General features: G+C 64.7%; 18 protein-coding genes and 1 pseudogene. 12 read left to right on the top strand and 7 right to left on the bottom strand.

Going from position 1 to position 22,289, the window contains the following annotated elements:
• Positions 1–155: 155 nt before the first annotated feature.
• Positions 156–1,817, top strand: coding sequence for a diguanylate cyclase domain-containing protein (locus ACZ5KU_RS05835; protein WP_464736913.1), 1,662 nt, complete (start codon positions 156–158; stop codon positions 1,815–1,817).
• A gap of 9 nt (positions 1,818–1,826) precedes the next feature.
• Here the strand turns inward: ACZ5KU_RS05835 and ACZ5KU_RS05830 are convergent, their stop codons facing one another.
• Positions 1,827–2,558 (bottom strand): tellurite resistance TerB family protein, encoded by a 732-nt coding sequence (locus ACZ5KU_RS05830; RefSeq protein WP_054061090.1) that lies wholly within the window; start codon positions 2,556–2,558, stop codon positions 1,827–1,829.
• A gap of 198 nt (positions 2,559–2,756) precedes the next feature.
• Here ACZ5KU_RS05830 and ACZ5KU_RS05825 point away from each other — a divergent pair, with 198 nt between their 5' ends.
• From ACZ5KU_RS05825 to ACZ5KU_RS05785, 9 genes are all read left to right on the top strand, one after another.
• Complete coding sequence (locus ACZ5KU_RS05825) at positions 2,757–3,671, top strand: LysR family transcriptional regulator (protein ID WP_054061860.1); 915 nt, start codon at positions 2,757–2,759, stop codon at positions 3,669–3,671.
• Positions 3,672–3,777: 106 nt separating this feature from the next.
• Positions 3,778–5,268, top strand: a complete 1,491-nt coding sequence (locus tag ACZ5KU_RS05820; protein ID WP_081006079.1) for a gamma-aminobutyraldehyde dehydrogenase — start codon at positions 3,778–3,780, stop codon at positions 5,266–5,268.
• A gap of 85 nt (positions 5,269–5,353) precedes the next feature.
• Positions 5,354–6,505, top strand: coding sequence for a putative ABC transporter substrate-binding protein YdcS (gene ydcS / locus ACZ5KU_RS05815; RefSeq protein WP_054060604.1), 1,152 nt, complete (start codon positions 5,354–5,356; stop codon positions 6,503–6,505).
• Positions 6,506–6,712: 207 nt separating this feature from the next.
• Entirely contained in the window at positions 6,713–7,738 is a 1,026-nt protein-coding gene (locus tag ACZ5KU_RS05810; protein WP_054061862.1) for an ABC transporter ATP-binding protein, read from the top strand.
• 1 nt (position 7,739) lies between these two features.
• Complete coding sequence (locus ACZ5KU_RS05805) at positions 7,740–8,687, top strand: ABC transporter permease (protein WP_054059763.1); 948 nt, start codon at positions 7,740–7,742, stop codon at positions 8,685–8,687.
• Positions 8,677–9,501 (top strand): ABC transporter permease, encoded by an 825-nt coding sequence (locus ACZ5KU_RS05800; protein WP_054059762.1) that lies wholly within the window; start codon positions 8,677–8,679, stop codon positions 9,499–9,501. The genes ACZ5KU_RS05805 and ACZ5KU_RS05800 overlap by 11 nt, the downstream gene beginning before the upstream one ends.
• Before the next feature lie 164 nt (positions 9,502–9,665).
• Positions 9,666–11,090, top strand: coding sequence for a gamma-aminobutyraldehyde dehydrogenase (locus ACZ5KU_RS05795; protein ID WP_054059764.1), 1,425 nt, complete (start codon positions 9,666–9,668; stop codon positions 11,088–11,090).
• 179 nt (positions 11,091–11,269) lie between these two features.
• Positions 11,270–12,751 (top strand): APC family permease, encoded by a 1,482-nt coding sequence (locus tag ACZ5KU_RS05790; RefSeq protein ID WP_416771970.1) that lies wholly within the window; start codon positions 11,270–11,272, stop codon positions 12,749–12,751.
• A gap of 63 nt (positions 12,752–12,814) precedes the next feature.
• Positions 12,815–14,677, top strand: coding sequence for an NAD(P)-binding protein (locus ACZ5KU_RS05785; RefSeq protein ID WP_054061865.1), 1,863 nt, complete (start codon positions 12,815–12,817; stop codon positions 14,675–14,677).
• Positions 14,678–14,757: 80 nt separating this feature from the next.
• Here ACZ5KU_RS05785 and ACZ5KU_RS05780 read toward each other — a convergent pair whose 3' ends face one another.
• The 5 genes and pseudogenes from ACZ5KU_RS05780 to ACZ5KU_RS05760 form a co-directional block, all read right to left on the bottom strand.
• Positions 14,758–14,949 carry a hypothetical protein gene (locus tag ACZ5KU_RS05780; protein ID WP_054061866.1) on the bottom strand — a complete coding sequence of 64 codons (192 nt, stop codon included), beginning with the start codon at positions 14,947–14,949 and terminating at the stop codon, positions 14,758–14,760.
• Positions 14,950–15,105: 156 nt separating this feature from the next.
• Positions 15,106–15,639: a GNAT family N-acetyltransferase gene (locus ACZ5KU_RS05775; protein ID WP_416771966.1), complete on the bottom strand. Its 534-nt coding sequence runs from the start codon at positions 15,637–15,639 to the stop codon at positions 15,106–15,108.
• Positions 15,640–15,651: 12 nt separating this feature from the next.
• Entirely contained in the window at positions 15,652–16,758 is a 1,107-nt protein-coding gene (locus tag ACZ5KU_RS05770; protein WP_054061868.1) for an NADH:flavin oxidoreductase/NADH oxidase, read from the bottom strand.
• Positions 16,759–16,942: 184 nt separating this feature from the next.
• The gene (gene recJ, locus ACZ5KU_RS05765) at positions 16,943–18,652 is read right to left on the bottom strand and encodes a single-stranded-DNA-specific exonuclease RecJ (RefSeq protein WP_054061869.1); all 1,710 of its coding nucleotides are present in this window, start codon (positions 18,650–18,652) and stop codon (positions 16,943–16,945) included.
• 54 nt (positions 18,653–18,706) lie between these two features.
• A pseudogene (locus ACZ5KU_RS05760) lies at positions 18,707–19,248 on the bottom strand (YaeQ family protein).
• A 138-nt stretch (positions 19,249–19,386) separates the two neighbouring features.
• Between ACZ5KU_RS05760 and ACZ5KU_RS05755 the strand changes: the two are divergent.
• Entirely contained in the window at positions 19,387–20,586 is a 1,200-nt protein-coding gene (locus tag ACZ5KU_RS05755) for a CaiB/BaiF CoA transferase family protein (protein WP_054061870.1), read from the top strand.
• A 51-nt stretch (positions 20,587–20,637) separates the two neighbouring features.
• On the top strand, positions 20,638–21,522 hold the full coding sequence (locus ACZ5KU_RS05750) for a TIGR02285 family protein (protein ID WP_464736912.1): 885 nt from the start codon (positions 20,638–20,640) through the stop codon (positions 21,520–21,522).
• Positions 21,523–21,683: 161 nt separating this feature from the next.
• Here ACZ5KU_RS05750 and ACZ5KU_RS05745 read toward each other — a convergent pair whose 3' ends face one another.
• Positions 21,684–21,974, bottom strand: a complete 291-nt coding sequence (locus tag ACZ5KU_RS05745) for a DUF3509 domain-containing protein (RefSeq protein WP_054059188.1) — start codon at positions 21,972–21,974, stop codon at positions 21,684–21,686.
• Positions 21,975–22,289 lie beyond the last annotated feature (315 nt).

Here is a 22,289-nt window from a genome sequence, read left to right as displayed (position 1 = left end):
GACTACAAATGTAGGGAATATAACTTACAGGAGATTTCTCATCCTTACCGGCAACTTGCCGACATCCCTACAAAATACCTCCTGTGTGGTTGAAAGCGCAGTGTTGCCGTTCATGAGTTCCGTCAATTGGCCGTATCGATCATGAGAACTGCTTGATGCCCGTACTGCCCAGCCTGCGTAGCCGCCTTGCACTTGCCATCGCCCTGTTGGTGAGCCTGCTGAGCTGGTTGCTGGGTTCGCTCATCGGGCACGATTCCAGTGTGCGGATGCGCGGTGAAATCGGCCAGGACCTGGCGGAAGCCGCCTACCAGATGTCCGACCGCCTGGACCGGGCCATGGCCAACCGCCTGCATCTGTTGAGTGTGATCAGCCACCTGAAGGTCTTGCAGCAGGCTTCCGACCTGGGAGAAGTCCGCCAGTTGCTCGATCAGTTGCAGGGCGAATTCCCCGACATCGCCTGGCTCGGCCTGACCGATACCGCGGGTCGGGTGCGGGCCTCGACCGGGGGCATCCTGCAAGGCACCAGCATCAGCCAGCGCCCGGTGTTCCGCCGAGGCCTCGAGGGGGTGTTCATCGGCGATGTCCACGAGGCCGTGCTGCTCTCCAGACTCTTGCCCAACCCCAGCGGCGAACCCCTGAAGTTCGTCGACATCAGCCTGCCGGTGTTCAACGGTGCCAGCGGCGAAGCCCGGGAAAAGGTCGGGGTACTGGCCGCGCACCTGTCCTGGAACTGGGCCGAAAACCTGCGCCAGTCGTTGAAGGGGCCATTACAGGCACGGCGCAAGATCGAGTTCTTTGTCGTCGCCGCCGATCAGCGGATACTGCTCGGCCCCCGCGATGACATCGGCCGGCCGTTGCGCCTGCCGCTGCTCGACGGCTCGAACAAGCCACCGCGCTGGGCGGTCCAGCGCTGGCCGGATGGCCAGGAGTACCTGACCGGCCTGGCGTCCAGTATCGGCCATGAAGCCTATGCCGGCCTGGGCTGGACCGTGGTCACCCGCCAGACCCTCGACGAGGCGTACGCCCCGGCCAAGGAGCTGCAGCGCGATATCCTGGTCTGGGGCGTTGCCCTGGCGGCGATCGTCGCCCTGATCGGCTGGTTGCTGGCCACCTGGTTCACCCGGCCGCTGAAAGCCATCGCCAATGCCGCCGATCGCCTGAGCATCGGTGAGACGATGGAGATTCCCGAGCTCAAGGGCACGCGGGAAATCGCCCAGTTGAGCCAGTCGATCCGTCACCTGGTGGACAGCCTGAGCAATCACCAGACGGCCCTCGGGGTCATGGAAAGCCTGGCGCACCATGATGCACTGACCGGCCTGCCCAACCGGGCGGCGCTGGAGAAATACCTGCCACGGGCGCAGCAGCGCAGCCAGTCGCAGAACAATTGCCTGGCACTGCTGTATCTGGACCTGGATGGATTCAAGCCGATCAACGACCAGTTCGGCCATGCCGGCGGCGATGAACTGCTGAGGGAGGTGGCCAGGCGGCTGCGCACCTGCCTGCGCGAGGGCGACATGGTCGCCCGACTCGGCGGCGATGAATTCCTGATGGTGCTGCAGGTGCCGCGCAACGATGCCCTGAACCAGGCCAGGGCGATCGCCAATCGGGTGCTCGCCAGCCTCGCGCACTCCATCATGCTGCACCAGGTGGCGGCGCAAATCGGTTGCAGCATCGGCGGCGCAGTCTGGCCGCTCGATGACCCGGACCTCAGCGACGTCCTGGGGCTGGCGGACAAGGCCCTTTACCGGGCCAAGCATGCGGGCAAGGGGCAGGCCTGCTTCCATCAGGCCGAGGAACCGCTGCCCGGCCTCCAGTGACGCCTGCGATCACGCCGGGACGGCCTGGCGGACCTGCCGTTCCAGTTCCTGGCGTAGCCCCGGATCCAGCCGCAACTGGCGCGCCAGTTCGTCCAGGTAGGCCTTCTCCATGAAGTTCTCTTCGTCCACCATCAGCACACTGGCGATGTACATTTCCGCGGCCATCTCCGGCGTGCTCGCCGCCCGGGCGACCTGCGCCGGGTCCAGCGGCTTGTTCAGTTCGGCATGCAGCCATTGCTGCAACTCCCGGTCGCTGCCCAGCTTGACGAACTCACCTTCGATCAGTTCCCGCTCACGGGCATCGACATGCCCATCGGCCTTGGCCGCCGCCACCAGCGCCTGGAGAATGGCCTGGCTGTGCTGCTCGACCTGCACCGCCGGCAGGCGATCGAGGGTCTGCGGCTCTGCCGGCGATGCATTGGCCTGCTGGGCCTGCCAGTTGCCATAGGCCTTGTAGGCCAGGACGCCCAGCGCTGCCAGCCCGCCGTAGGTCAGGACCGTGCCACCGACCTTGCGCGCCTTCTTGCTGCCCAGCAGCAGGCCCATGGCCCCAGCCGCCAATGCGCCACCACCCGCCCCGGAAAGCAGGCTGCCCAGCCCCGCCGAACCGCCTTTGCCACTGCCGAGCAGGCTGCCCAGCGCGCCCTTGTCCGAGGCGCCGTCCGGCTTGCCTCGCCCCTGGTTCTGCAACAGTTCCTGACCGGACTTGAGCAACTGATCGAGCAATCCGCGAGTGTTCATCGACACGCTCCGCAAACGACGAATAGACCCACAGGGTAAAACGAGCTTTCAGACAGCGGTTGATCAGTGTGCTTCCAGATGTTGCACGTCCTTTTGCGCAAATCCTGACTCGGTGATCAGGCATTCGATTAAAAAGATATACACTGGCCCATCTCCATAAAAACAACTCACCGAAAAACCGGCAAGGGTAACGCCCCCATGATGACCCTGCGTCAGATCCGCCACTTCATCGCCGTGGCCGAAACCGGCTCGATCTCGGCCGCCGCCCAGGCCGTGTTCATTTCGCAGTCGACCCTGACCCTGGCGATCCAGCAACTGGAACAGGAAATCGGCGTCAGCCTGTTCAACCGCCACGCCAAGGGCATGACCCTGACCCACCAGGGCCACCAGTTCCTGCGCCAGGCGCACCTGATCCTGGCTACCGTCGACAACGCCAAGCGCAGCCTGCAACAGAGCACCGACCAGGTCAGCGGGCAATTGACGGTCGGCGTGACCAGCCTGGTGGCCGGCTACTACCTGGCCGACCTGCTCACCCGCTTCCAGCGCGCCTATCCCAACGTGGAGATCCGCGTGACCGAGGACGAGCGACCGTACATCGAGCATCTGCTGGTCAGTGGCGAGATCGATGTCGGCGTGCTGATCCTCTCCAACCTCGAAGACCGCCACGCCCTGCAGACCGAAGTCCTGACCCACTCGCCGCATCGCCTGTGGCTGCCGGCCCAGCATCCGTTGCTGGAGCACGACAGCATCAACCTCGCCGACGTGGCCCGCGAGCCGCTGATCCAGCTCAACGTCGACGAAATGGACCGCAACGCCCAGCGCATGTGGCGGGGCGCCGGCCTGCAGCCGCGGATCAGTCTGCGCACGGCCTCCACCGAAGCGGTGCGCAGCCTGGTGGCGGCCGGGCTCGGCCTGTCGATCCAGCCGGACATGACCTACCGGCCCTGGTCCCTGGAAGGCGACATCATCGAGGCCCGGCCGATCGCCGACCTGAGCCACACCCTCGACGTCGGCCTGGCCTGGCGCCGTGGCACGGCCAGGCCGACGCTGGTCGACCCGTTCCTCACCGTGGCTCGCGAACAACCCCATGGTGGACGCAAGCCATCGATTTAATCGAACGCCGCTTTCAATATTTAGTATTTGTCGACCTCTCGTTCGGCCACTAGTCTCTTTCCATCCATATAGAGAAAGGCCGGACTCCAGCTGCAAGGGAAGCTCCATGGCCACAAAAGAAAAGAGAACTCGCAAAATGGCTGGCGCGCACCCGACCCCGCTGTTCACCTCATTGCTGATCGATGGTGAGCTCGTCGCAGGCCAAGGTTTCGTCGAACCGATCCTCAACCCGGCCACGGGCGAGGTCATCACGCAGATCGCCGAAGCCAGCAGCGAACAGGTCGAAAGCGCGATCCTCGCCGCCCACCGGGCGTTCGCCGGCTGGTCGCGGACCACCCCGCAGCAACGCTCGAACATCCTCCTGGCGATCGCCGACGCGGTGGAGAAAAACGCCGAGCTGCTGGCCCGCCTCGAATCGCTGAACTGCGGCAAGCCGCTGCACCTGGCGCGCCAGGACGACCTCAGCGCGACCGTCGACGTGTTCCGTTTCTTCGCCGGCGCGGTGCGCTGCCAGACCGGGCAACTGTCCGGCGAATACCTGCCGGGCTATACCAGCATGGTTCGCCGCGACCCGATCGGCGTGGTCGCCTCCATCGCGCCATGGAACTACCCGATCATGATGGCCGCGTGGAAGATCGCCCCGGCACTGGCCGCCGGCAATACCCTGGTGTTCAAGCCGTCCGAGCACACGCCGCTGTCGATCCTGGCCCTGGCCCCGACCCTGGCCGAGCTGCTGCCGGCCGGCGTGATCAACATCGTCTGCGGCGGCGGCGAAGGCGTCGGCAGCCACCTGGTCAGCCACCCGAAGGTGCGCATGGTGTCGCTGACCGGCGATATCGTCACCGGGCAGAAAATCCTCCAGGCCGCGGCGAAAAGCGTGAAACGCACCCACCTGGAACTCGGCGGCAAGGCGCCGGTGATCGTCTGCAATGATGCCGACCTCCAGGCGGTGGTCGAGGGCGTGCGCAGCTACGGCTACTACAACGCCGGCCAGGATTGCACCGCCGCCTGCCGGATCTACGCCCAGGCCGGGATTCACGACCGCCTGGTGGCCGAACTCGGCGCGGCGGTGGCCAGCCTGCGCTTTGCCGGCAAACGCGATACCGACAACGAGATCGGCCCGCTGATCAGCACCCGCCAGCGCGACCGCGTCGCCAGCTTCGTTGAACGCGCCCTCGGCCAGCCGCATATCGAACGGGTGACCGGTGCGGCGGTGCATTCCGGCCCCGGCTTCTACTATCAGCCGACGCTGCTGGCCGGCTGCCGGCAGAGTGACGAGATCGTCCAGCGCGAAGTCTTCGGCCCGGTGGTCACGGTGACCCGCTTCGATGAACTGAGCCAGGCGGTGGACTGGGCCAACGATTCGGAATACGCCCTGGCGTCATCGGTATGGACCCAGAACCTGGACAAGGCGCTGCAGGTCGCCTCGCGCCTGCAATACGGCTGCACCTGGATCAACAGCCACTTCCTGCTGGTCAGCGAGATGCCCCACGGCGGCCTCAAGCGCTCCGGCTACGGCAAGGACCTGTCCAGCGATTCATTGCAGGACTACAGCGTGGTGCGCCACATCATGGCGCGTCACGGCCAGACTCTGTAATACACACGACTTTAATAACAAGCCGCCAGCGGCATGCATCATTCGTTCGACTGCCCCGACCATAATTAAAGAAGAGGGAAAACCGATGTTCGCGCACAAGACCGCACTGCTCAGTGCACTGACCACCGCCCTGCTGGCCAGCGCCAGCCTCCAGGCCGCCGAACCCCTGAAAGCCGTCGGCGCCGGTGAAGGGCAACTCGATATCGTCGCCTGGCCGGGCTACATCGAACGGGGCGAAAGCGACAAAGCCTACGACTGGGTCACCGGCTTCGAGAAGGAAACCGGCTGCAAGGTCAGTGTGAAGACCGCCGCCACCTCCGACGAAATGGTCAGCCTGATGGCCAAGGGCGGCTACGACCTGGTCACCGCCTCAGGCGATGCCTCGCTGCGCCTGATCGTCGGCAAGCGCGTGCAGCCGATCAACCCGGAACTGATCCCGAACTGGAAGAACCTCGACCCGCGCCTGAAGGATGCCCCGTGGTACGTGGTCAACAAACAGACCTACGGCACTCCCTACCAGTGGGGCCCGAACGTGCTGATGTACAACACCAACGTGTTCAAGCAGGCCCCGACCAGCTGGGGCGTGGTCTTCGAAGCGCAGAACCTGCCGGACGGCAAGCCGAACAAGGGGCGCGTGCAGGCCTATGACGGCCCGATCTACATCGCCGATGCGGCGCTGTACCTCAAGTCGGCCAAGCCGGAGCTGGGCATCCAGAACCCCTACGAACTGACAGAAGCCCAGTACAAGGCCGTGCTCGACCTGCTGCGCGCCCAGCAGCCACTGATTCACCGCTACTGGCACGACGCGACCGTGCAGATGAGTGACTTCAAGAACGAGGGCGTCGCCGCTTCCAGCTCCTGGGGCTACATGGTCAACGGCCTGCAGGCCGACAAGCAGCCAGTGGCCTCGACCATTCCGAAGGAGGGCGTGACCGGCTGGGCCGATACCACCATGCTGCACGCCGAGGCCAAGCACCCCAACTGCGCCTACAAGTGGATGAACTGGTCGCTGCAACCGAAGGTCCAGGGTGACGTGGCCGCCTGGTTCGGCTCCCTGCCGGCCGTGCCCGCGGCGTGCAAGGAAAGCGAACTGCTCGGCGCCGAAGGCTGCAAGACCAACGGTTTCGAGACCTTCGACAAGATCGCCTTCTGGAAGACCCCGCAGGCCGAGGGCGGTAAGTTCGTGCCGTACAGCCGCTGGACCCAGGACTACATCGCGATCATGGGCGGCCGCTGACCGACCAGCCCCAAGTGCCCCGCGCTCCTGTAGGAGCCGGGCTTGCCCGCGAAGCTTTTAGCGTTCTTGAGGGCCCATTCGCGGGCAAGCCCTGCGCCTACAAGGGACGGGGCCAGACTCTCCTGTCGCATTCGTATTCGATTGAGCTTTTTCAGAAGTCCAGGCCGGGCCGCTGCGGCGTCCCGTGCCTTCTTGGAGCACCGCATCATGACGCTTGCAGTCCAGTTCACCCACGTTTCCCGTCAATTTGGCGAAGTGAAGGCCGTTGACCGGGTTTCCATCGATATCCAGGACGGCGAGTTCTTCTCCATGCTCGGCCCCTCCGGCTCGGGCAAGACCACCTGCCTGCGCCTGATCGCCGGCTTCGAACAACCCAGCGCCGGTTCGATCCGCATCCACGGCGAGGAAGCCGCCGGGCTGCCGCCGTACCAGCGCGACGTGAACACCGTGTTCCAGGACTACGCGCTGTTCCCCCACATGAACGTGCGCGACAACGTCGCCTACGGCCTCAAGGTCAAGGGCGTCGGCAAGAGTGAACGCCTGGCGCGCGCCGAAGAGGCCCTGGCCATGGTCGCCCTGGGCGGCTACGGCGAGCGCAAGCCGGTGCAACTGTCCGGCGGCCAGCGCCAGCGCGTGGCCCTGGCCCGGGCCCTGGTCAATCGCCCACGGGTGCTGCTGCTCGACGAGCCCCTCGGCGCACTGGACCTCAAGCTGCGCGAACAGATGCAGAGCGAATTGAAAAAACTGCAGCGCCAACTGGGCATCACCTTCATCTTCGTCACCCACGACCAGACCGAGGCGCTGTCGATGTCCGACCGCGTGGCGGTGTTCAACAAGGGCCGCATCGAGCAGGTCGACAGCCCGCGCAACCTCTACATGAAACCGGCCACCGCCTTCGTCGCCGAGTTCGTCGGCACCTCCAACGTGATCCGGGGCGAGCTGGCGCGGCAGTTGGGTGGCAGCGACCTGCCCTTCTCGATCCGTCCCGAGCACGTGCGTTTCGCCGAAGGGCCGGCCCAGGGCAACGAGGTCGAGGTCAGCGGCGTGCTCCACGACATCCAGTACCAGGGCAGCGCCACGCGCTTCGAACTGAAACTGGACAACGGCCAGAGCCTCAATATCAGCCAGCCCAACACCCAGTGGCTGGACACCAGTGCCCGTCACCAGACCGGCCAGCGCATCACCGCCCGCTGGGCGCGCGAAGCCATGATCCAGCTGGCGAGCGAGGTGTGACATGAGCAGCCTGACCCTGAACCCGACGACGGCCGGTCCGTCCCCCCTGCGCAGGTTTTCCAACCTGCTCTACCGCCGCCCCAACGTCTACCTGGCCCTGTTGCTGGTGCCGCCGCTGATCTGGTTCGGCGCGATCTACCTCGGCTCGCTGTTGACCCTGCTCTGGCAGGGCTTCTACACCTTCGACGACTTCACCATGGCGGTGACCCCGGACCTGACCCTGGCGAACTTCGCCGCGCTGTTCAATCCGGCGAACTTCGACATCATCGTGCGCACCCTGTGCATGGCGGTGGTGGTGTCGATCGCCGCCGGCATCGTCGCCTTCCCGATCGCCTACTACATGGCGCGCTACACCAGCGGCAAGACCAAGGCGTTCTTCTACATCGCGGTGATGATGCCGATGTGGGCCAGCTACATCGTCAAGGCCTACGCCTGGACCCTGCTGCTGGCCAAGGGCGGCGTCGCCCAGTGGTTCGTCCAGCACCTGGGCCTGGAGCCACTGCTGCAGTTCGTGCTGGGCATTCCCGGAGTGGGCGGCAGCACCCTGTCGACCTCGCACCTGGGCCGGTTCCTGGTGTTCGTCTACATCTGGCTGCCGTTCATGATCCTGCCGATCCAGGCCTCGCTGGAACGCCTGCCGCCATCGCTGCTGCAGGCTTCCGCCGACCTCGGGGCGAAGCCGCGCCAGACCTTCATGCAGGTGATCCTGCCGCTGTCGATTCCCGGCATCGCCGCCGGCTCGATCTTCACCTTCTCGCTGACCCTGGGCGACTTCATCGTGCCGCAACTGGTGGGCCCGCCCGGCTACTTCGTCGGCAGCATGGTCTACGCCCAGCAGGGGGCCATCGGCAACATGCCCATGGCGGCCGCCTTCACCCTGGTGCCGATCGTGCTGATCGCCGTCTACCTGTCCATCGTCAAACGCCTGGGGGCCTTCGATGCACTCTAAGTCAGAAAAGCACGGGGAGCGGGCTTCCCTGGGCCTGCGCCTCGCGGCCTGGGGCGGGCTGGTGTTCCTGCACTTCCCGATCCTGATCATCTTCCTGTACGCCTTCAACACCGAGGACGCGGCGTTCAGCTTCCCGCCCCAGGGCTTGACCCTGAAGTGGTTCAGCGTGGCCTTCTCGCGGCCGGACGTGCTGGAGGCGATCAAGCTGTCGCTGCAGGTTGCGGCGATCGCCACGCTGATCGCCATGGTCCTCGGCACTCTGGCCTCGGCAGCCCTGTATCGCCGCGAGTTCTTCGGCAAGCAGGGTATCTCGCTGATGCTGATCCTGCCGATCGCCCTGCCGGGGATCATCACCGGCATCGCCCTGCTGGCGACCTTCAAGTCGCTGGGGATCGAGCCGGGGATGTTCACCATCGTCGTCGGTCACGCGACCTTCTGCGTGGTGATCGTCTACAACAACGTCATCGCCCGGCTGCGGCGCACCTCCCACAGCCTGATCGAGGCGTCGATGGATCTCGGTGCCGACGGCTGGCAGACCTTCCGCTACATCATCCTGCCCAACCTCGGCTCGGCGCTGTTGGCCGGCGGCATGCTGGCCTTCGCCCTGTCGTTCGACGAGATCATCGTCACCACCTTCACCGCCGGGCACGAACGCACCCTGCCGATCTGGCTGCTCAACCAGTTGAGCAGGCCGCGGGACGTACCGGTCACCAACGTGGTGGCGATGCTGGTGATGCTGGTCACCATGCTGCCGATCCTCGGCGCCTACTACCTGACCCGTGGTGGTGAAAGCGTGGCCGGCAGCGGCAAATAACCCCTTTACCAGGATGAACACCCAACCTGTAGGAGCAGGGCTTGCCCGCGAATGCATCCGCAAGATCGCTAAAAGCTTCGCGGGCAAGCCCCGCTCCTACAGGGAACCCGCGTCAACAACACGGTGTTTATCGGAACCTGTGAATGCGTCATGAGGACATCGATATGCAAACCAAACTGCTGATCAACGGCAAACTCGTCACCGGCGAAGGCCCGGCCCAACCCGTGTTCAACCCGGCCCTGGGCCGTGTGCTGGTGGAGATCCAGGAGGCCAGCGAGGCCCAGGTGGATGCCGCCGTACGCGCCGCCGATGCCGCCTTCGACAGCTGGTCGCAAACCGCGCCGAAAGACCGCTCGCTGCTGCTGCTCAAGCTTGCCGACGCCATCGAGGCCCACGGCGCGGAACTGGCGAAGCTGGAGTCGGACAACTGCGGCAAGCCACTGAGCGCGGCGCTCAACGACGAGATCCCGGCGATTGCCGATGTGTTCCGCTTCTTCGCCGGCGCCAGCCGCTGCCTGAACGGTTCGGCCGCCGGTGAATACCTGCCGGGTCACACCTCGATGATCCGTCGCGACCCGGTGGGCGTGATCGCCTCCATCGCGCCGTGGAACTACCCGCTGATGATGGTCGCCTGGAAAATCGCCCCGGCCCTGGCCGCCGGCAACACCGTGGTGCTCAAGCCGTCGGAGCAGACCCCGCTGACCGCCCTGCGCCTGGCCGAACTGGCCGCCGGGATTTTTCCGGCGGGCGTGCTGAACCTGGTATTCGGCCGCGGCCCGAGCGTCGGCAGCCCGCTGGTGACCCATCCGAAAGTGCGCATGGTATCGCTGACCGGCTCGATCGCCACCGGTTCGAACATCATTTCCAGCACCGCCGACAGCGTCAAGCGCATGCACATGGAACTGGGTGGCAAGGCACCGGTGATCATTTTCGATGACGCCGATATCGATGCCGCCGTCGAGGGCATCCGCACCTTCGGCTTCTACAACGCCGGGCAGGACTGCACCGCCGCCTGCCGGGTGTATGCCCAGGCCGGCATCTACGAGAAGTTCGTCGAGAAGCTCGGCGCGGCCGTGAGCACCATCCAGTACGGCCTGCAGGACGATCCGTCGACCGAACTCGGCCCGCTGATCACCGCCCAGCACCGCGACCGCGTCGCCGGTTTCGTCGAGCGCGCGATCGCCCAGCCGCACATCCGCCTGGTGACCGGTGGCAAGGCGGTGGAAGGCAATGGCTTCTTCTTCGAACCGACCGTGCTGGCGGACGCCCAGCAGGACGACGAGATCGTGCGCCGCGAGGTGTTCGGCCCGGTGGTCTCGGTGACCCGCTTCACCGACGAGGCGCAGGTGCTGCAATGGGCCAACGATTCGGACTACGGCCTGGCGTCATCGGTATGGACCGCCGATGTCGGCCGCGCCCATCGCCTGTCGGCACGCCTGCAGTACGGCTGTACCTGGGTCAACACCCACTTCATGCTGGTCAGCGAAATGCCCCATGGCGGGCAGAAACTGTCCGGCTACGGCAAGGATATGTCGATGTACGGCCTGGAGGACTACACCACCGTACGCCATGTGATGTTCAAGCACTGAAGGATTCGCCGACAGGCCGCTTTCCTGCCGGCCTGTCGGCGCCGGACCGCCCAGCGGTCCCATGGATGCTCCACCCGAAAACCAGAACCGACACGACAACATCGAACCGGGACGGGCCCCATGGCCCGGCCACGGTTTCGGACGGCCAGAATTTGCCGTTTTTCCGGAGCGATACCGCCATGAGTGCACAACCCCATCTCGGCGCCAGCGCCGACAGCGATGCCGAGCAACTGAGGCAACTGGGCTACACCTCGAACTTCAATCGCAGCATGAGCCTGTGGGAAAACTTCGCCCTGGGCTTCACCTACCTGTCGCCGGTGGTCGGCGTCTACACCCTGTTCGGCCTGTGCCTGGCCGCCGGTGGCCCGCCGATGTTCTGGGCCTACCTGCTGGTGGGCTGCGGACAACTGCTGGTGTGCCTGATCTTCGGCGAGGTGGTCTCGCAGTTCCCGATCTCCGGCGGCGTCTATCCGTGGGCCCGGCGCCTGGTCGGCAAGCGCTGGGCGTGGATGGTCGGCTGGATCTACTCCATCGCCCTGTGCGTAACCATCGCCGCCGTCGCCGTCGGTGCCGGCCCGTACCTGGCGGCCATGCTCGGTTTCGAGCCGAGCAACAACACCAACATCGTCATCGCCCTGGTGCTGACGCTGTTCGCCACCCTGATCAACCTCAGCGGCACCAAGACCCTGGCGCGCATCGCCCTGTTCGGCTTTCTCTGCGAACTGGTCGGCGCGGTGGTCGTCGGCGTCTACCTGCTGGTCTTCGAACGCCACCAGCCCCTGAGCGTGCTGTTCAACACCTTCGACATCCGCGTCGATGGCTCCTACCTGCCGGCGTTCCTCACCGCGTCCCTGGCCGGCATGTTCCTCTATTACGGCTTCGAAGCCTGCGGCGACGTGGCCGAGGAAACCCCGAACCCGAGCAAACGCATTCCGGTGGCCATGCGCATGACCATCTACATCGGCGGTGTCGCGGCGATGTTCGCCTGCCTGGCGCTGATCCTCGCCGTACCGGACATGCAGGCGGTGATCAACGGCACCGACAAGGACCCGGTAACGACCATCCTCGACAACGCCTTCGGCAGCGTCGGATCGAAAGTGGTGATGGGCGTGGTGATGATCTCGTTCATCTCCTGTGTGATCAGCCTGCAGGCCGCCGCCAGCCGCCTGTTATACGCCTACGCCCGCGACGAGATGGTGATCGGCAGCCCGTTGCTCAAGCGCCTCTCGCCGACCACCCAGGTGCCGGTCCCGGCGCTGTTCGTCTCCGGCGTGCTGCCGGCACTGATCATCGCCCTGGGCTTCTTCCTGCAGGATGCGGTGGCGACCATCGTCAGCTTCGCCGCCATCGGCATCTACCTGGCCTTCCAGATGATCGTGCTCGCCGCCCTGTTCGCCCGGGCGCGCGGCTGGAAACCCAGTGGCCAGTTCAACCTGGGGGCCTGGGGCCTGCCGGTGAACATCGGCGCCCTGCTCTATGGTGTCAGTGCCATCGTCAACATGGCCTGGCCGCGGACCCCGGATGCGCCCTGGTACACCAACTACGCCATGGTCCTGACCACCGCGATCGTCATCGGCCTCGGCCTGCTCTACCTGTGGCTGGGCAAGCCCCATGACCGCGGCACCGCGCCAGCAGGCGACGCCTGGAAAATCAGCCGGTAACGGCAACTGCCCGGGCAGGCGACCGCTGCCCGGGCCATGACAACAACAAGACAAGGATTCAACATGGACATCACCCGCCGCGACTTCCTCAATGGCGTCGCCATCACCCTCGCCGCCGGCATGACCCCGCTGCAACTGCTCCAGGCCGCACCGGAGGGGCGCTACTACCCGCCGGCGCTGACCGGCCTGCGCGGCAGCCATGTCGGCGCGTTCGAGGTGGCCCACCAGATGGGCTGGGAGAAGAAGGTCTTCGACACCGACCACCTGCCAATGACCGGCGAGTACGACCTGGTGGTAGTGGGCGGCGGCCTCAGCGGCCTGGCGGCGGCGTGGTTCTATCGGGAGAAACACCCGAAGGCGCGCATCCTGATCCTCGACAACCACGACGACTTCGGCGGCCACGCCAAGCGCAACGAATTCTCCGCCGGCGGCCGCATGATCCTCGGCTACGGCGGCAGCGAAGCCTTCCAGTCGCCGAACCACCTGTACAGCCAGCAGGTCAACGGCCTGCTGAAAAAACTCGGGGTCGATATCAGGCGTTTCGAAACCGCCTTCGACCGTTCGTTCTATCCGGGCCTGGGGCTGTCACGCGGGGTGTTCTTCGACCGGGAGAACTTCGGCGAGGACAAACTGGTGAGCGGCGACCCGACACCGATGGTCGCCGACGACATCGCCCCGCAGCAGTTGAACGCCCGCCCCATCGACGCGTTCATCAACGATTTCCCACTGCCGCCCGCCGACCGCCAGGCACTGATCGAGCTGCACCAGGCGCCCCGCGACTACCTGGGGGGCAAGAGTGCCAAGGAGAAGGCCGCGCACCTGGCCGCCACCAGCTACCGCGATTTCCTGCTCAAGGATGTCGGCCTGTCGGAAACCGCGGTGAAGTACTTCCAGAGCCGCACCAACGACTTCTCGGCCCTGAGCATCGACGCCGTGGCGGCGCTCGACGCCTACAACGTCGGTTTCCCCGGCTTCGGCGCCATGAACCTGGAGCCCATCAGCGAGGAAGCCAAGGCGGAGATGGAAGAGCCGTACATCTACCACTTCCCGGACGGCAACGCCTCCCTCGCCCGCCTGCTGGTGCGCAGCCTGATTCCGGCCGTCGCCCCCGGCCACGGCATGGAGGACATCGTCCTGGCGTCCTTCGACTACACCAGGCTCGACCAGCCCCGCTCGCCGGTCCAACTGCGCCTGAACAGCACCGTGGTCAGCGTGCGCAACGTCGGCAAGGGCGTGAATGTCGGCTACAGCCGGGGCGGCCAGTTGAGCCAGGTACGTGGCAGGCACTGCATCCTCGCCTGCTACAACATGATGATCCCCTACCTGCTGCGCGACCTGCCCCAGCCCCAGGCCCATGCCCTGAGCCAGAACGTGAAGTTCCCGCTGGTTTACACCAAGGTGGTGATCCGCAACTGGCAGGCGTTCCAGAAACTCGGCGTGCACGAGATCTACGCCGCCACCCAGCCCTACAGCCGGATCAAGCTCGACTATCCGGTGAGCCTGGGCGGCTACGAGCACCCGAGGGACCCGAGCCAACCGATCGGCCTGCACATGGTCTATGTGCCCACCAGCCCCAACAGCGGCATGAACGCCCGCGACCAGGCCCGCGCCGGCCGCGGCAAGCTCTACGGGCAGACCTTCGAGCAACTGGAAACGCAACTGCGCGACCAGTTGCAGCGTATGCTCGGCCCCGGTGGTTTCAACCATGAAACCGACATCCTGGCGATCACCGTCAACCGCTGGTCCCACGGCTACGCCTACTTCTCCAACAGCCTGTTCGACGACGCCGCCGAAAGCGAAAAGCTGATGAACCTGGCGCGCCAGCCGGTCGGCCGGGTGAGCATCGCCAACTCCGATGCGGCGTGGAGTGCGTATGCCCATGCGGCGATCGACGAGGCCTGGCGGGCGGTGGGGGAAATAGGCTGAAGCCGGTGTCCGCTCTTGTGACGCAGAGCGTCACCGGCTGCGTGCCCACGCCGAGCGTGGGTACGATCATTCATCGGCGATCAGAACCGCGACACGCTGCCCATCTGGTTCAGCAGGCAGAACAGCGCGTCGCGGTCTGATTCAGAAAGCGTCCGATAACGTTCCACCAGCTCCCGCTCCTGCGGGCTGAGCCGGTGCACCCGGGGCGCGGGCGGTGCCCTGAAACGCCAGAGAAACAGCATGAAACCGAAGATGCTCCGCTCCTTTGCCATGGACGCCTTCCTTCTGTGACGGGACAGGAACCGCCTGGGCCGAGCGCCTCAGACTTAGCCTAAGGGTAGGAAGTATCGGCCTTTGGCTAAGATCTTTTCGGAATTTGAAGTAGGAAAATCACGCAAATTGCTTGCACCACCACGTGGAGCGCGGCGTCAACGCACGTCGAAATACAGGTGGATATCGTCGGGTTCCAATGCGTATAGGCCAGGATCGGGCCGCTCCAGCAGCCGGCAGCCACGCCGCAGGTAAAACTCCACGGTATTGCGCGAAGGGGTGGCCGAGACATACAGGCCATCGACGCCCTGGCTGCGGGCCTGGGCGGCGGCCTTGGCGAACAGCCGGGTCGCCAGGCCGGTGCCACGATAGTCGTGGCTGACGTGCAGGAACTTGAGTTGCAGCAGGCGCCGCCCGTCGTTGCCGATGAGCTTGCCGTCCAGCACCGCCGCCGCCACCAGCGTCGGGCCGGCGAACACGCCGTGGAACCAGGCGCCCTGGTCGAAGCAGCGGCGCAGGATCACGGCATCCTGCTCCGCCTCGCCCTCCGGCCATCCGGTCATGGCGCAGTATTCATCGTACAGTTCAAGGCTCCCGGCCTGGACGCGGTAGAACTGTTCGATCAGTTCCTTGCGATCGATCAGTGCCAACTGGCCCAGGTCACTCAACTGCAGGTCTCGCTCAATCAACACCTTATGGCCTTTCTATTCACGCAGATCCGATTCGTGGATGGGTTGGTCGCGATGGGTCGCACGCTGGTACTGCGCCGGCCAGACCGCCTTGCGTCCGCCCAGGTCGTCGTCGGCGTGCAGCGGCCAGTAGGGGTCGCGCAGCAGTTCGCGGGCCAATAGGATGATATCAGCCTGGCAGGTCCGCAGGATGTGTTCGGCCTGGGCCGGTTCGGTGATCAGGCCGACCGTGCCGGTGGCGATACCGGATTCCTTGCGTACACGCTCGGCGAAGCGGGTCTGGTAGCCGGGCCCGGTGGGAATCTCGGCATTGGCGGCGGTGCCTCCCGAGGACACGTCGATCAGGTCGACACCCAGCGCCTTCAGGCGTCGTGCCAGCTCCACGGTTTCATCCGGGTTCCAGCCATCCTCCACCCAGTCGGTGGCCGATACGCGGACGAACAACGGCAGTTCCTCGGGCCAGACCGCCCGCACCGCCTCGCTTACCTGCAGGACCAGGCGGATGCGGTTGTCGAACGAACCGCCATACTGGTCACGACGCTGATTGCTCAGTGGCGAAAGAAACTGATGCAGCAGGTAGCCATGGGCCGCATGCACCTCGACCACCTTGAAACCGGCGACCAGGGCACGCCGGGCCGCCGCGACGAATGCCTGGATCACTTCGGCGATCTGCCCCTCATCGAGTTGCACGGGCTGGGTGTGCTGCGGGTCGAAGGCGATCGGCGACGGTCCGACCGGTGTCCAGCCGCCCTCTTCCGGCTTGACGCTGCCATGCTTGCCCAGCCATGGCCGGTGGGTGCTGGCCTTGCGTCCGGCATGGGCCAGCTGGATACCGGCGACAGAACCCTGGGCGGCGATGAAGCGGGTGATGCGCTGCAACGGCTCGATCTGTTCGTCGTTCCACAGCCCCAGGTCCTGGGCGGTGATGCGGCCGTCGGCGGTCACCGCCGTGGCTTCGGTGAAAACCAGCCCGGCACCGCCTACCGCGCGGCTGCCGAGGTGAACCAGATGCCAGTCGTTGGCCAGGCCATCGACGCTGGAGTATTGGCACATCGGCGAGACCGCGATGCGGTTCGCCAGGGTCAGTTGACGAAGGGTATAGGGTTCAAGCAGCAGACTCATGGGGCACCTCTCAAATCAAGTGGGCTGGCTCCAGGGTTCTGTGAGAACGTCGGCGAGTGACATGAACGAAGTAGATGACCGCCCCCGGCGGGTAGAAAGGAAGACAACGTCACAAGACCATTCAGACAGTGCTTAGAGCCTAGTCGACAATGACGGACACCGGAGGGTTCAGCCGCGGCAAATCTCAGCGCGGCTCGATATGGGCGATCATCAGCTGCACGCTTTCCTTGCCGCGGAATTCGTTGAGATCGAGCTTGTAGGCCAGTTCGACCCAGTCGACCCGGGCATTGGCCCAGACCTCAGGGTCGATACCGAAGGCGATGCCATCGAGCTTCAGCGAACCGCATTCGCTTCTCAGCACCACCTTCAGATGCCGCTCGCCGACGATGCGTTTTTCCACCAGTTGGAAGACGCCATGGAACAGCGGCTCGGGGAAGTGCTGGCCCCACGGGCCGGCATTGCGCAGCGCCCGGGCCAGTTCCAGGTTGAATTCCTCCAGGGCCAGCGTACCGTCGGTCTGCAGGCGTCCGGTGAGGTCATCCTCGCTGAGTTGACGACGCACCTCGGCATCGAAGGCCTCGGCGAACAGCGGGAAATTCTCCTGCGGCAGGCTCAGGCCGGCGGCCATGGCGTGACCGCCGTACTTGCTCATCAGCTCCGGATGCTGCGCCGCCACCACGCTCAGCGCATCGCGGATATGAAAACCCGCCACCGAACGACCGGAGCCCTTGAGCATGCCATCACCGGCATCGGCGAAAGCGATGGTCGGGCGGTGATAACGCTCCTTCATCCGCGAGGCGAGAATGCCGATCACCCCCTGGTGCCAGTCCGGGTCGAACAGGCACAGGCCGAATGGCATCGAGTCTTCCGGCAGTTCCTTGAGCTGGGCCAGGGCCTCACGCTGCATGCCCTGCTCGATGGACTTGCGGTCCTTGTTCATCTCGTCGAGTTGCGTCGCCATTTCCAGGGCCAGGGCCGGATCTTCACAGAGCAGACACTCGATCCCCAGGCTCATGTCGTCCAGGCGCCCGGCCGCGTTCAGGCGCGGGCCGAGGATGAACCCCAGGTCGGTGGAGGTCAGCCGCGCCGGGTCGCGCTTGGCCACCTGCAGGATCGCCTTGAGCCCCGGCCGGGCGCGGCCGGCACGAATCCGCTCGAGGCCCTGATGCACCAGGATGCGGTTGTTGGCGTCCAGCGGTACCACGTCGGCGACGCTGCCCAGAGCCACCAGGTCGAGCAGTTCGCCGATGTTCGGCTGCGGCCGGCTGTCGTACCAGCCCAGGCTGCGCAGGCGCGCGCGCAGGGCCATCAGCACGTAGAAGATCACCCCGACCCCGGCCAGGGCCTTGCTCGGGAACTCGCAGCCGGGCTGGTTCGGGTTGACGATGGCATCGGCCGCCGGCAGTTCGCTCCCCGGCAGGTGGTGGTCGGTGACCAGCACGCTCAGCCCCGCGGCCTTGGCCGCCTGCACGCCATCGATGCTGGAGATGCCGTTGTCGACGGTAATCAGCAATTGCGGCTCGCGTTGCAGGGCCACAGCGACGATTTCCGGGGTCAGGCCATAGCCATAGTCGAAGCGGTTCGGCACCAGATAGTCGACATGGGCCGCGCCCAGCAGGCGCAGGCCGAGCACCCCGACGGTGCTGGCGGTGGCGCCATCGGCATCGAAGTCGCCGACGATGAGGATCCGCTGGCGCTGCTCCAACGCCACCACCAGCAGGTCCACCGCCGCCTCGATGCCCTTGAGCTGCTGGAAGGGAATCAGCCGTGCCAGGCTCTTGTCCAGTTCGGCCTGGGAAGCGACGCCCCGCGCGGCGTACAGGCGGGTCAGCAGGGGCGGCAGGTCACCGAGAAACGGCAGGGTGGCGGGCAGGGGGCGGGGTTCGATACGCATAACGCTGGCGGAATTTCTCTTTTCAGTACGCGGGAGTTGAAACGGCGGCCGGACTCAGCCGCGCTCGCCCAGCAGCCACTGGAGCTGGACTTCGTGCTGGCCACGGTCGTCGGTGACGAAGACGGTGCCGTCGCTGATCATCACGTCCCACTTGATCACCCGCGGCATGTCCTGGGCCAGGGTTTCCAGCACATCCTGGGGATCGCGGCGATATTGACGTTCTTCAGGTTCTTCACCGCCGGCACCACCTTGCCTTCCCAGACCCGCAGGCTGCCATAGGCCAGCAGGCTGGTGCGCTCGGTGCGACGCGAGCACCAGGTCAGGCGTTCGGCGTCCGGCTGGCCGACTTCGATCCAGTGCAATACCCGATCATCCAGGCTTTTTTCCCACAGCGCTGGTTCGTCTACCTCTGACAGACCGCGACCAAATGCCAGCAGTTCGTTGTACCACAGGGCGTAGGCCAGCAGCCGTACCGCCATGCGTTCCTCGGTTTCCGAAGGGTGGCGGGCGATGGTCTGCTTGACGCTCTCGTAGACGTTGCGATCCAGGTCGGTGAGGTTGAGTTCGAACTTGTAGGTCGTGGACGGCTGGGCCATGAACAGGGCTTCTAAAGACGGGAAAGGTGGCCAGTCTAACCGATACCCGGGTCAATCAACGACTGTCGATGGTTAGGAAGATGACGCGCGCCATGTTAAAAGGCTCTACAACCCCTATCTTGTCCTACAGGATCGTCCATGTCAGTCGCCGCCAAACCTCTCTCGGGCCTGAAAGTCATCGAACTCGGAACCCTGATCGCCGGCCCTTTCGCCTCGCGGATCTGCGCCGAATTCGGCGCACAGGTGATCAAGGTCGAGTCGCCGGACGGCGGCGATCCGTTGCGCAAGTGGCGCAAGCTCTACGAGGGCACGTCGCTGTGGTGGTTCGTCCAGGCGCGTAACAAGAAATCCCTGACACTGAACCTGAAAAATCCGGACGCACTGGCGATTCTCAAGCAACTGCTGAGCGAAGCCGACATCCTGATCGAAAACTTCCGTCCCGGCGTCCTGGAAAAACTCGGCCTGGGCTGGGAGACCCTGCATGCGCTGAACCCCAGGCTGGTCATGGTGCGCCTGTCCGGGTTCGGCCAGACCGGGCCGATGAAGGACCAGCCGGGCTTTGGGGCGGTCGGCGAATCCATGGGCGGGCTGCGCTACATCACCGGTTTCGAGGACCGCCCGCCGGTACGCACCGGCATTTCCATCGGCGACTCGATCGCCGCACTGTGGGGCGTGATCGGGGCGCTGATGGCCCTGCGTCATCGCGAAGTGAACGGCGGCCAGGGACAAATGGTGGATGTCGCCCTGTACGAAGCCATCTTCGCGATGATGGAAAGCATGGTGCCGGAATTCGACGTGTTCGGTTTCATCCGCGAACGCACCGGCAATATCATGCCCGGTATCACCCCGTCGTCGATCCACACCACCGCCGATGGCCGGCATGTGCAGATCGGCGCCAACGGCGACGCGATCTTCAGGCGCTTCATGCTGGCCATCGGCCGCGAGGACCTGGCGAACGACCCGCAACTGGCCAGCAACGACGGGCGCGACAGCCGACGTGACGAACTCTATGGCGTGATCGACCGCTGGGCCAACGCCCAGCCGCTGGACACGGTGCTCGCCGTACTGGCGGCGGCCGAAGTCCCCGCCAGCCGCATCTACAGTGCCGAGGACATGTTCGGCGATCCGCAATTCCTCGCCCGGGAAATGTTCCTGCAGGCCAAGCTGCCGGACGGCAAGGACTTCAAGATGCCCGGCATCGTGCCGAAACTCTCGGAAACACCTGGCTCCAGCGAATGGGTCGGGCCGCGGTTGGGCGAACACAACGCCGAGGTGCTGGGCAGCCTTGGCTACGATGCGGCAGGCATTGCCCGACTGCGTGAAAGTGGCGCCATTTGACGTGTGACGCTAACCAACGACTGGTTTCAAGCCGAGGAAGGTATTCACCTCATGACTCCCAGTGCCTTGTGGCGACGCCTCGTTCCCACGCTGTTGGCGATATTGATCGGAGTGCTGTCACCTGGCGCGCAGGCCAGGGAGACCCTGATCTGGCTGCTGCGGGACCTGCCGCCCCTGAGCATTTTCGATGGGCCGCAACAGGGCCAGGGGGCCGTGGACCAGATGCTGCCGCTGCTGATGGAGCGGTTGCCGGAGTACGACCACACCATACTGCGGGTCAACCGGGCACGGGGCATGCAAATGCTCGACAGCCCAGCCTTCACCTGCGACCCGGCGCTGCTGTGGACGCCGGCACGGGCGCAGAAAATGCTGTTTTCCATTCGCAGCATGGGTACCACCAGCAACGGGCTGGTGGTTCGAAAGAAGGACCGCGGGCTGATCGAACCCTTTCTGGTCGAGGGCCAGGTCGATCTCGCCGCACTGTTGAACAGCCACAGCCTGCAACTGGGGATCATCGCCGAACGCAGCTACGGCCATCCGATCGATGATGTGCTGTCCCACACCAACGAACAGTACCTGGTGCGTCACTACGGCAACGACGCCCTTGGCAGCCTGCTGCAGATGCAACGCATGGGGCGTCTGAAGGCACTGCTCGGCTACGGTGTGGAGGTTCGCTATCAGGCCCGCCAGCAACAGATCGCCGAAGACGACCTGGCGTTCTATCCGATCAGGGATACAGCCACTTATCAGTTCATCCGGATCGCCTGCTCCAACACGCCGCAAGGTCGCGCGGCGATTCCCCATATCAACGAGATCCTGCGCGAACTGCGCCAGGACAGGCTGGTGGAACTCTATGCGCGCTGGCTGGCGCCGGCCGAGCGGGAAAAATACCGGGAAGATGCCAAGGGATTTTTCCTGGTTCCCGATGACCAGTGACGAATTGCGGGCAAAAGAAACCCCGAGAAGTGGGGAGACGACTCGGGGCTAAACGTGGCCTACAAAGACCAGTACGACAAGCCACAAACACCGGAGCACAATGCCTGCTCTTGCCGTTATAAATTCTGACAGCACCTACAGAAGGAAGGTTCCAAAAAAATCTACCGGCTGGCGCTGCGCGCGCCTCGATGTTCGGCGGCATGACGCAGGGCCGCAATCACGCAGGGCTCCAGGCGCCCTTCGGCAATGCGCAGATCACGATGCAGGCCATCGACCACGTCCGTCAGCAGGCGTTTGTCGGTCAATTGCGCCTGATTGACCTCACGCTCCACCAGAACCGGTCCGGCAACACCCCTCACGCTCAGCACGCACTCGCCGTGCCCGCCCGAAGGCGTCAGGGTTACGGCATACGGACTCAGCGCTTCATTGAGCAACAGGCTGATACTTTCCATCTCGATCACCACTCAATAGTCAAAAGCCTAAAGGTCGAAAACAAAGGTGCCTGGAGTCAGTGACCGCCAGTCGGAGAAGAAAGTTCGCCGGGACCTCCCAGGTCCTGCGAACTGATCGACATCTACCGAACATGAACCAGAAAGATGACAAGGAAAAAACAGCGGGGAAAGCGCGGCTAAAATCAGATCAATGGTTTTTAGACTTTTACTACAAGCCGCGTCGGCTTTACTCACAGACACAGGCCAGAACATCTGTTCTTTTTTGCTTAGTTTTCAGCCACATCGCCACTGCGCCACCGGAGAGTTGTCTTGAGC

This window comes from Pseudomonas sp. Tof1 (assembly GCF_055390395.1).
This window is presented reverse-complemented; position numbering and strand designations above follow the sequence as displayed.